The sequence below is a fragment of the Streptomyces cacaoi genome (assembly GCF_006539165.1).
GTDB lineage: Bacteria > Actinomycetota > Actinomycetes > Streptomycetales > Streptomycetaceae > Streptomyces > Streptomyces cacaoi.
Genome location: NZ_BJMM01000043.1, coordinates 45,364 through 55,686, shown reverse-complemented (window position 1 = coordinate 55,686; position 10,323 = coordinate 45,364). Strand labels below are relative to the sequence as shown.

At 73.6% G+C, this 10,323-nt stretch carries 10 protein-coding genes; 5 read left to right on the top strand and 5 right to left on the bottom strand.

What is annotated here, in order from left to right; all coding sequences use genetic code 11:
* Positions 1-171: 171 nt before the first annotated feature.
* Both SCA03_RS28115 and SCA03_RS28110 read right to left on the bottom strand, forming a co-directional pair.
* Positions 172-537 carry an arsenate reductase family protein gene (locus tag SCA03_RS28115; RefSeq protein ID WP_086818197.1) on the bottom strand — a complete coding sequence of 122 codons (366 nt, stop codon included), beginning with the start codon at positions 535-537 and terminating at the stop codon, positions 172-174.
* 95 nt (positions 538-632) lie between these two features.
* Complete coding sequence (locus tag SCA03_RS28110) at positions 633-2,273, bottom strand: NsdA family TPR-like regulatory protein (RefSeq protein WP_107429176.1); 1,641 nt, start codon at positions 2,271-2,273, stop codon at positions 633-635.
* A 230-nt stretch (positions 2,274-2,503) separates the two neighbouring features.
* Between SCA03_RS28110 and lipB the strand changes: the two genes are divergently transcribed.
* The 3 genes from lipB (at position 2,504) to SCA03_RS28095 (ending at position 4,669) form a co-directional block, all read left to right on the top strand.
* Positions 2,504-3,376 (top strand): lipoyl(octanoyl) transferase LipB, encoded by an 873-nt coding sequence (gene lipB, locus SCA03_RS28105; RefSeq protein WP_051847153.1) that lies wholly within the window; start codon positions 2,504-2,506, stop codon positions 3,374-3,376.
* Positions 3,377-3,459: 83 nt separating this feature from the next.
* Complete coding sequence (gene lipA, locus SCA03_RS28100) at positions 3,460-4,404, top strand: lipoyl synthase (RefSeq protein ID WP_030886870.1); 945 nt, start codon at positions 3,460-3,462, stop codon at positions 4,402-4,404.
* 79 nt (positions 4,405-4,483) lie between these two features.
* Positions 4,484-4,669, top strand: coding sequence for a hypothetical protein (locus SCA03_RS28095; protein ID WP_037853159.1), 186 nt, complete (start codon positions 4,484-4,486; stop codon positions 4,667-4,669).
* A gap of 78 nt (positions 4,670-4,747) precedes the next feature.
* Here SCA03_RS28095 and SCA03_RS28090 read toward each other — a convergent pair whose 3' ends face one another.
* Positions 4,748-5,869, bottom strand: coding sequence for a DUF1152 domain-containing protein (locus SCA03_RS28090; RefSeq protein ID WP_030886871.1), 1,122 nt, complete (start codon positions 5,867-5,869; stop codon positions 4,748-4,750).
* Positions 5,870-6,070: 201 nt separating this feature from the next.
* Here SCA03_RS28090 and SCA03_RS28085 point away from each other — a divergent pair, with 201 nt between their 5' ends.
* Complete coding sequence (locus tag SCA03_RS28085) at positions 6,071-7,522, top strand: STM4012 family radical SAM protein (RefSeq protein WP_086818198.1); 1,452 nt, start codon at positions 6,071-6,073, stop codon at positions 7,520-7,522.
* Here SCA03_RS28085 and SCA03_RS28080 read toward each other — a convergent pair.
* On the bottom strand, positions 7,428-8,570 hold the full coding sequence (locus tag SCA03_RS28080; protein WP_230988961.1) for a DMT family transporter: 1,143 nt from the start codon (positions 8,568-8,570) through the stop codon (positions 7,428-7,430). The genes SCA03_RS28085 and SCA03_RS28080 overlap by 95 nt on opposite strands.
* Before the next feature lie 236 nt (positions 8,571-8,806).
* On the opposite strand from SCA03_RS28080, the gene SCA03_RS28075 reads away from it, so the two are divergent.
* Positions 8,807-9,496, top strand: a complete 690-nt coding sequence (locus SCA03_RS28075; protein WP_030886878.1) for a DUF4191 domain-containing protein — start codon at positions 8,807-8,809, stop codon at positions 9,494-9,496.
* 225 nt (positions 9,497-9,721) lie between these two features.
* On the opposite strand, the gene SCA03_RS28070 is transcribed toward SCA03_RS28075, so the two are convergent.
* Positions 9,722-10,204, bottom strand: a complete 483-nt coding sequence (locus tag SCA03_RS28070; RefSeq protein ID WP_030886879.1) for an RDD family protein — start codon at positions 10,202-10,204, stop codon at positions 9,722-9,724.
* Positions 10,205-10,323 lie beyond the last annotated feature (119 nt).

Here is a 10,323-nt window from a genome sequence, read left to right as displayed (position 1 = left end):
GGAGCTCAGAGCTTCGCTCTGGAGTAGGGGCGAGCTAACCAGACGAGCCGCACAAACCAGGCGCGCCCCCACCACAGCAGGGGGCCCAACTCACGGCCGACAAAACCCAAAAGAGGCAAGGCCACCCCAGGCCAGACCGAGGCCACCAGGGCCCAGCCGCACCAAGAAACGTCAGGCCCGCCGCCCCAAGGCATCCCGCACGGCCGACTCACTCCGCCCCACAACAGCCGTCCCGTCATCAGCGGTGATGATCGGCCGCTGCACCATCTCGGGATGCGCGGCGAGAGCCGCGATCCACCGCTCCCGACTCCCCTCGTCCCGCGGCCACTCCGCGACACCCAGCTCCCGGGCCACCGCTTCCCCGGTACGGGTGATGTCCCACGGCTCCAGCCCCAACCGCCGCAGCACGTCCCGGAGTTCGGCGGCATCGGGCGGCTCCTCCAGATAGCGCCGCACCGTGTAGTCGACGCCTTCGGCGTCCAGCAGCCGCACCGCGCTGCGGCACTTCGAACAGGCGGGGTTCACCCAGATCTCCATGGCGACACGGTAACGCCGGTGCCCCGGAAAGGGCCCGGGCCCGGCCCCGCGGCAGCGAGGGCCGGGCCCGGCCGGAAAGAAGGACGGGAACGGTCTCAGACGAGGGCCGCGACCTTCTCCCGGTACTGCCGCACCGCCGCGGCGTCCCGGTACGGCTCCAGCCGCCGCTCGAAGTCCCGCACGTACTCGTGCGCCCGCACGGACCGCATCTCGGCCGCGTGCTGTGCGGCCTCGGCCCCCAGCACGCACGCCTGCTCGATCTCGCCGAGCCCGAGCCGGGCCGAGGCGAGCACGATCCGGCAGAACAGCCGGCTGCGGGCGAACCCCGCGCCTCTCAGCTGGAGGGAGCGCTCTGCGTGCTGCGCGGCGGCACGGTACTGCTGGAGGTCGCGGTGGCAGTGCCCGAACTCGTCGGCGAGCTGGGCCTCGTCGAAGAACCGCGCCCACTGGGGGACGTCCTCGCCGGGCCGGGACGCCTCCAGCGCCCGCTCGGCACGCGCGAGGGAGGCGGCGCAGGCCCGCACCTCGCCGAGCACGCCGTGCCCGCGCGCCTCGGCGGCGTGCAGCAGCGCCTGGACGACGGGCTGCGCCGATGTGCCGATGCCCTGCTGGGCCACCCGCGCCAGTTGGACGGCCTCCCGCCCGTGGCCGAGGTAGACGGCCTGCCGGCTCATCGTCACCAGGACGTAGGAGCCGAACGCCCGGTCGCCCGCGGCCTGGGTGAGCCGCAGTGCCTGCACGAAGTACCGCTGGGCGAGGCCGTGCGCGGCGATGTCGTACGACGTCCAGCCGGCGAGCCGGGTCAGATCGGCGGCGGCACCGAACAGCCGCCGGCCGAGCTGTTCGCCGTAGACGCCGCGCAGCATGGGCTCGCACTCGTGCTCCAGGTACCGCACGAGCGCCTGCCGGGCGTGCCCGCCGCCGTAGGCGTGGTCGAGCGCCCGGAACAGTTCGCACACCGAGCGCAGCGCCGCGACGTCGCCGCCGGTGACGCGCTGGCCCGGCCCCCGCTCGACGCGTTCGAGGCGCGCGGCGGGCAGCGACGGCCTGCCGCCGGGCCCGGGCACGGGCGAGCCGATGCCGCCGCCGAGGCCGGCGCCGGTGGCCCGGCCCTGCGCGGGGACCCGGGTGGCGGCCGGGTGGACGGGGCCGGGCGCCGGCGGGCCGGTCCGCCCGTCGATGCCGGGCTGGAGGGACGGTCCGGAGGCACCGGGACCGCCGGGCGTCGTGTCCGGTTCGGGGCTGCGCGCGACCTTCTCGTCGGCGCGGCCGATCAGCCAGTCCCGGCTGGGCACGACCAGCCCCGCCGGGGTGAACGCGATCTTGCGCAGTTCGGCATGGCTGCCGGAGTCCTTGCGCCACAGTCCGCTGACGATGTCCACGGCCTCGGCCGGGGTCGCGGCGAACTCCAGCCCCGCGTACACGGGGGCGCACGCGTCCAGGCCGAGGTCCTGTGCGGTCAGCCGGCGGCCGAGGCGGCGGGTGAACACCTCGGCGATGAGTGCGGGCGTGGTGCCGCGGGGCTGCTGGCCGCGCAGCCACCGCGTCACGGAGGTCTTGTCGTAGCGCAGGTCGAGGCCGTGTTCCAGGCCGAGCTGGTCCACCCGCCGGGCCAGCCCCGCGTTGGAGAAGCCGGCCTCGGCGATCAGCGCGGCGAGCTGGCGGTTGGGGATGCGCTGCTGGGAGGACTGGTTCGCCGAGCCCACGCCGTGGGCGCTGCTCCCAGATCGTTCCATCGTCATCAGGTTTACGGTCTCCTGCCCTCGCGGCTTACGGCAGACGCCGGGGCGCCCTGCTGGAACGGCGCGAATGTAACGGTCCTTTGAGGTGGCCTCGCCCGCTTCGTCATGTATTCATTCGTACGTGTGAGGAGACGGCCGCCCTCGGTGGTGTCGAGGTCCGGCCGTAGAGTGGCCGGGGCGCGATTCGAACCCGCGAGTGAGCGGGCGAGCGGAGGAGGAACGGCATGGGGCAGCCCACGGCGACCGGGCGGACCACGGACGAGCTGCGGTTCGTCCATCTGGGCTTCGGCGCCGACGCCGTCGAGTACACACAGGCGTGGCAGGAGCAGCGCACGGTGCACGCCGCGCGCTTCGCCGACGAGATCCCCGACACCTGTCTGCTGCTGGAGCACCCCGCCGTCTACACCGCCGGCCGGCGCACCGAGGACGACGAGCGCCCGCTGGACGGCACCCCGGTCGTCGACGTGGACCGCGGCGGCAAGATCACCTGGCACGGCCCCGGGCAGCTGGTCGGGTACCCCATCCTGAAGCTGCCGCGGCCGGTGGACGTCGTCGCCCATGTGCGCCGCATGGAGGAGGCCCTCATCCGGGCCTGCGCCGAGCTGGGCCTGGAGACGAGCCGGGTGGAGGGCCGCAGCGGGGTCTGGGTGCTGGGCGACGCCGTGGCGGGCACCGCCGGGGACGCCGCGGGGAACGCGGTGCCCGGGTCCGCCGGCCCGGGCGGCGACGGTCTCGCGCTCGATCTGGCCCCGCAGCTGACGCCGGAGGCCCGCGCGGCGAGCGAGGAGTACGACCCGCGGCTGCGCGGCCCCGAGTACGCCCCGTCGAACGCGGGCCAGCGCGGCGAGGACCGGAAGCTGGCGGCGATCGGGGTGCGCGTGGCCAAGGGCGTCACGATGCACGGCTTCGCCCTCAACTGCTGCCCCGACAACACCTGGTTCGACCGCATCGTCCCCTGCGGCATCCGGGACGCGGGCGTCACCTCGCTCTCCAACGAGCTGGGCAGGAATGTTCCGGTCGCCGAGGTGATTCCCCTTGTCGAGAAGCATCTGCGCGAGGTGCTGGGTTCCGCGGAGCCCCTGCCCCGCGCGGTCTGAGCCCATCCGGGCCCCCGGGCCCGTAGACGTGAAGGCGTAGGCTGGCCCTCGCCGACGATTCGAAAGTACGTAGGGAGCCGGACGTGTCCGCTGTCGCACCCGACGGTCGCAAGATGCTCCGCCTGGAGGTCCGCAACAGCCAGACCCCCATCGAGCGCAAGCCCGAGTGGATCAAGACCCGGGCGAAAATGGGCCCCGAGTACAACGCCCTCCAGAAGCTGGTCAAGGACGAGGGCCTGCACACGGTCTGCCAGGAGGCCGGCTGTCCCAACATCTTCGAGTGCTGGGAGGACCGCGAGGCGACCTTCCTCATCGGCGGCGAGCAGTGCACCCGGCGCTGCGACTTCTGCCAGATCGACACCGGCAAGCCGGCCGAGCTGGACGTCGACGAGCCCCGCCGCGTCGCCGAGTCCGTCCGGACGATGGAGCTGCGCTACGCCACCATCACCGGCGTCGCCCGGGACGACCTGGAGGACGGCGGCGCCTGGCTGTACGCCGAGACCGTCCGGCAGATCCACGGCCTGATGCCCGACACCGGCGTCGAGCTGCTCATCCCGGACTTCAACGCCGAGCCCGACCAGCTCGCCGAGGTCTTCTCCTCCCGCCCCGAGGTGCTGGCGCACAACGTGGAGACCGTGCCGCGGATCTTCAAGCGCATCCGCCCCGGCTTCCGCTACGAGCGCTCCCTGGAGGTCCTCACCCGGGCCCGCGAGGCCGGGCTGGTCGTGAAGTCCAACCTCATCCTCGGCCTGGGCGAGACCCGCGAGGAGATCAGCGAGGCCCTGCGGGACCTCCACGAGGCCGGCACCGAGCTGATCACCATCACGCAGTACCTGCGCCCCAGCCCCCGGCACCACCCGGTGGAGCGCTGGGTCAAGCCGCAGGAGTTCGTCGAGCTCCAGCAGGAGGCCGAAGAGATCGGCTACGCCGGCGTCATGTCCGGCCCGCTCGTCCGCTCCTCCTACCGCGCGGGCCGGCTGTACAAGCAGGCGGTCGAGGCCCGCGAGGGCGCGACCAGCGCGGCCTGAGCCGGGCGCACCCGCGCCGCCGGGCGGCACCCGCGCCGGGTGCCGCCCCTGGAGCCGGATCACTGTCGTAGGGGGGAACGTGCGGACCGCTCGTCGCGCACTCGTCGGTCTCGAACAGCTGCTCAGGAACCCGGGCGCGGGCACCGCGCGGCGCAACGCGTGGCGGGCCGTCCAGGAGGACCGGGCCCGCGCCCGCGCCCGCCGCGAGGCCCAGGCAGCACTGGACGCCGCCCTCCGCCCGCAGCCCTCCGGCAAGGCCACCTGACGCGCCGCCACGGGGTGCTCCGAGCCGAGGGCGCCGAGGACCGTGCGTCATGCCGCGCACGGGGGCTCGGGCCGGCCGCTAGGCCCCGCGGTGCAGCCGCCACAGGGGTGCCGCGTCGCGGGACGGCGGCCCTGCCAGCAGTCGGGTGCGCAGGGCGCCGAACGCCTCCTGGTCCAGCCGGAGTTCCTCGCGGATACGGCGGCTGGTCACATGGTCGAGGCCCTGCTCGGCGGTCCGCCGTTCCCAGGCGAGGAACGCGTCCCAGCTCCCCGCGCTTCCGGCGTTCCCGGCGCTCCTGCCGACCCCGTCACCGCCGCCGCCCGGCCGCCCCATCTCGCGGGCCCGCCGGCGTTCCCGTTCGATCTCGGAGAAGCCGCACACCCGCACGCTCGTCTCCTCCGCCTCGGCCAGATCGGCGGCGTCCGCCAGCGCCCGCGCCAGCGGGTTGAGCCGCAGCGCCCGCTCCAGCGGGAGCCGGTGGACGTGTGCGCACCCGTCGGTGAGGGTGACGGGCCGCTGGGTGTCCCGGGTGCCGCACACCCCGCGCACCCCGCGTGCCGCGGCGACGAGCAGCGCGCTCGCCTCGGACGGGTGCCAGGCGAACACGGAGTCGACCACCTCGGTGTGCCCGGCCGTCAGCGTGAACGCGGGCTCCCCGAGCCGGGGCAGCAGCACCTCGCGCGGCACCTCGGAGTCCAGCCCGGGCCCCGCCACGTACACCTCGGCGGGGGCACCGACGCGGGCGCAGGCGGCCAGCACGAGCGCGTCACCGAGCGGGCTGCGCAGGGTCGGTTCGGTGCCGTCGGTGAGGATGTCGCCGCCGACGTCCACGATGTCGACGCGGTCGGCCGCACAGTGCTCCAGCGCCTCCGCGATCTGCCGGGCCAGCCCGGGCGTTCCGGTGTGCGGGTCCAGGAGCCCCAGCCCGGGCCGGAGATCGGCCGCCAGCCGGGGCAGCGAGGAGCCCGCGGGAGGGCGCGCGGCCGACCGCGGGGTCACGAGGCGGAGCAGGTCGCCGGCCGGCACCGTACCGGTGAAGTCCCGGTGTCCGCGGGGCCCGGGCACCGGGTCGACGACCAGCCGTTCCCAGGCGTAGGTGAGGACGAGGGCGGGGGAGTCGGGGCCGTGGAGAGCGGCGTGCACGGCCGCCGCTGTGATGGCGTCACCGCCGCCGCCGGCCGCGATCAGAAGTCGCTTCATAACCTTCAGGACTGCCCGGATTCCGGGGTGCGCCACCCTCGCGCGGGCATGTGCCGGAAATTCATGCGGGGCAAGTATGCGAAGCAACCAATTCCAGGGGCTGTTGCCGCGCAATCTTTGGGCTTTTGCGGCAGAGAAAGCGAGGCGGTTCGTTCCTACCGTGGTTCCTCCGGGCGCGATTTCGGTTTCGAAGGGACCTCCATGGCGACCTCTGTACCCGTCCAGCTCTCCCCCCGGCGGCCGATCGCGCCGGACACCCCGTACGAGCAGTACGTTTACGCGTACCCGCACCAGAAGGCGTACCGGCTGCTGGAGAACGGCCCGCTGCTCAGCGAACTGTGGTCCCGTGAACGGCTGGACGCGCTCTCGCTCTACGCGCACATTCCGTTCTGCGAAATGCGCTGCGGATTCTGCAACCTCTTCACCCGCACCGGCGCACCCGAGGACATCACCCGTGCATTTCTGGCCACATTGAGGCGGCAGGCCGAGGTGACGCGGGAGGCCCTGGAAGCCAAAGGCGACCCGGTCCGTTTCACCCTCGCTGCTTTCGGCGGCGGCACACCGACCTATCTGACCGCCGAGGAACTGGACGAACTCTGCGGAATCTGCGAGACGGTCATGGGCGCCGATCTGCGGGCCGTCCCCTTCTCCGTGGAGACCTCACCCGCCACCGCCACCGCCGACCGGCTCGCCGTACTGGCCGAACACGGCGCCACCCGGCTCAGCATCGGTGTGCAGAGCTTCGTCGACGAGGAGGCCAGGGCCGCGGTCCGCCCGCAGAAGCGCGCCGAGGTCGACGCGGCGCTCGACAGGCTGAAAGAGGCCGGCTTCCCCGTCCTCAACATCGACCTCATCTACGGCATCGACGGCCAGACCCGGCGCTCCTTCCGGACGTCGCTGAACGCCGCCCTCAGCTGGCAGCCGGAGGAGATCTACCTCTACCCGCTCTACGTACGCCCCCTCACCGGGCTGAGCACCCGGCACGACAAGGGCAGGCAGGAGTGGGACGAGCAGCGCCTCGACCTCTACCGCTTCGGCCGCGACCATCTCCTCGCCGCGGGCTACCGGCAGACCTCGCTGCGCGTCTTCCAGCGCATCGGCTCCGCCGCCGACACCGGCTCCCCGCAGGCGGGCCCCGACGGCGCCGGGGACAGCATCAGCGAGTACAACCAGCAGGCCGGCATGGTCGGACTCGGCGTCGGCGCACGCTCGTTCACCGAGACCCTGCACTACACGACGGACTACGCCGTCGCCGTGCCCGAGGTCCGGCGCATCATCGACGAGTACATCGCCACCCCCACCGAGGCGTTCCGGCGCGCCCAGTGGGCGTTCGAGATGGACGACGACGAACGGCGCCGGATGTTCGTCCTCCAGGCCCTGCTGGAGGCCGAGGGCATGCCCGTCGCCGCCTACCGCGACCGCTTCGGCACCGCACCCGTGGACGACTTCCCCGAGCAGTTCCGCGTGCTCGCCGAGCGCGGCTGGCTGCACCGGGGCCCCGACGCGGACGACGCCCGCGCCGGGACCACCGGCCTCGACCGGCTCGACGTCCTGCGGCTCACTCCCGAGGGGATGGCGTGGGCGGACGCGGTGGGCCCGGTGTTCTTCTCCGAGCGGGTACGGCACGCCCTGGCGCACTACCAGGACCGCTGACCACCCCGCCGCCACCCACACCGGCACCGCGGACCCCGTCGACCCCGCCCGACCCGTCGATCCCGACCGGCCCGTCGACCCCGTCGATCCCGACCGTCCCGTCGACCCCGCCCGTCCTGTCCGTCCTGTCCGTCCCGTCCGTTCCCCCGGCCCCGTCCCGCGCGGCGGCCGGCCCGTCGGTCCCTGCCCGCTCCCGGGCGGGCAGGGACACCACCACCAGCCCGCCCAGCAGCAGCGCGGCACCGCACGACGCCGCGACGCCGAGCCGTTCCCCCAGCAGCACGAAGCCGAGCACGGCCGCGACCAGCGGCTCGGCCAGGCTCAGCGTTCCGGCGGTCGCCGCGGTCACCCGGGCCACTCCCCGCGTGAACAGCAGATAGCCCAGCGCCGTCGTCCCCAGCGCCAGCCAGCCCACCAGCACCAGCGCCCTCGGCTCACCGAGCCCGCCGGGCGCGGCCAGCAGCCACGGGGAGACGACGGCACCCGCGCACAGCACGCTCACCGGCGCGGCGGCCGCCGTATCGGCGCCGCGCCGCGCGAGCTGCTTGGTGGTCGCGATGTACGTGCCGAAGCTGCACCCCGCGACGATCCCGAACAGCACCCCGGGCACCTCGGCCCGCGCCCCCTCGCCGGGCATCAGAAGCAGGGCGACGCCCCCGACCGCGCACACCGTGCCGACCCACCAGGCCGCCCCGCCCCGCTCACCGTCCAGCAGCCGCGCCCACACCCCGGAGACGATCGGCACCGTCCCGAAGGTCACGGCGGTCGCCAGCGCGGCGCCCGTCCGGTCCACGGACTCCAGGAAACACGCCTGGAACCCGGCCGTGACCAGGACGCTCACCACCATCCAGCCCCGCACACCGGGCCGCCACAGCGACTGCAGGCCCGGGGCACGCACCGTGAACAGCCCGAGCACCAGCCCGCCCAGCAGCATCCGGCAGGCGCCCAGACTCACCGGCGCCACATCCGTGTCGGCCAGCAGCTGCGCGGGCCCGACCGTCCCCCAGAGCACCGCAGCCGCCAGCAGGGACACCATCCCGCTCGCCATACGCTTCCGATCCGACCTGCCGGGCAGGATCCGCAGAACGGCCCGACTGCGGCGGAACACCCGGCGCTACCTGACTGGTGACCGTAACGTTCCGTACACGCGTGCCCCCATAGGGGAAAGGCACCAAGTTCCGTGCCCACCGCAGCGGGTGAGCGGTGCCATCCCACGAACCGGACGCTTCGGGCACCACCCGGCCGCGGGACCGCGCACCGGGAGCCACCCGTAAACTTCCTCCCATGGCGAGGAAGGACAACACCGAGAATCCTGGGCGGCTCAAGCAGATCGCCCAGACGTACACGATGACCCGGCGCGTGGACCGGAAGATCGGTTGGATCCTGGCCGGCGTGGGGCTCGTCACCTTCGGTGTACTCCTCGCGATCGGCTTCCTGATCGGTCACCCCGTCTACCTGGGCATCCTGGGCGTCCTCCTGGGGCTGCTGGCCTGTGCGATCGTCTTCGGACGCCGCGCCGAGCGGGCCGCCTTCGGGCAGATGGAGGGCCAGATGGGCGCCGCGGCGGCGGTGCTGGAGAACTTCGGCCGCGGCTGGCACGTCACCCCGGCGGTGGCGATGAACCGCAGCCAGGACGTCGTCCACCGCGCGGTGGGCAAGGCGGGCATCGTGCTCGTGGGGGAGGGCAACCCGAACCGGCTGAAGAGCCTGCTCGCCGCCGAGAAGAAGAAGATGGCCCGCGTCGTCGGTGACGTTCCCGTGCACGACATGATCGTCGGCAACGGCGAGGGCCAGGTCCCGCTCAAGAAGCTGCGGACGACGATGATGAAGCTGCCGCGGGTGCTCCAGGGCGCGCAGGTCACGCAGGTCAACGACCGGCTGCGGGCGCTCGGCGACCTGATGAGCAACATGCCGATCCCGAAGGGGCCGATGCCGAAGGGCATGCGCCCCCCGAAGGGCCCCAGCGGCCGCTGAACCACCCGGCGGCCACCGGCTCGCGGACTCCGAACGGGCCCGGACATGCGGACTCCGGACGGGCCCGGGCTCGCGGACTCCGTACGGGCCCGGACGTGCGGACGCAGAACAGGCGGACATGCGTGAGGGCCGCACCCACCGCGGGTGCGGCCCTCACGCACGTCCGGGCCCCGGCCGGATCCGGAGGCCGGAACGGCTGCATCCGGCCGGGGGCCCGAACCGAGGCTAGATCCGGACCTGGACGGAGCCGGAGAGCTGATCGTGCAGGCCCCGGTTGTCGCGGTCCCAGATGAGCGCCGGGACGGCGACGCCCAGCAGCACCGTACGGACGAGCGTCCGCCACACCGGCAGCTTGCCGAGCCCGTGGAGCGAGACGACGCGCAGCCCCAGCAGACGCTTCCCCGGCGTCGCCCCGACGGTGCCGACCGTCAGCAGGCTCATCACCAGGAAGACGACCAGCGCCCAGTTGTTCGTCCCCTCCAGCTTCCGCCCGGCCAGCAGACCGAAGGCGATGAGGGCCGAGATCCCCCAGTCGATGAACAGCGCGCCCACACGGCGGCCGAAGGGTGCGATGGAGCCGGGGCCTTCTTCCGGGAGACCCAGCCGCTCGCCGCGATAGCCGAAGTCGGTACCCGCCTTCTCGGCCATTCCCTCGGCAGCGGCCCGCGGGCCGGACAGCCACGATCCGATTGCTTCCCTCTTGTCCACCCGTCCACGGTATCGCGGCCCCACCGCCCGGCCCCGGCCGCCTGCCGCCGCCCGGCCGGAACCTCGCCAACCACGACGTTTCCGCAGGTCAGCATGGGGCCGGTGGGGCGGCGGCCCGG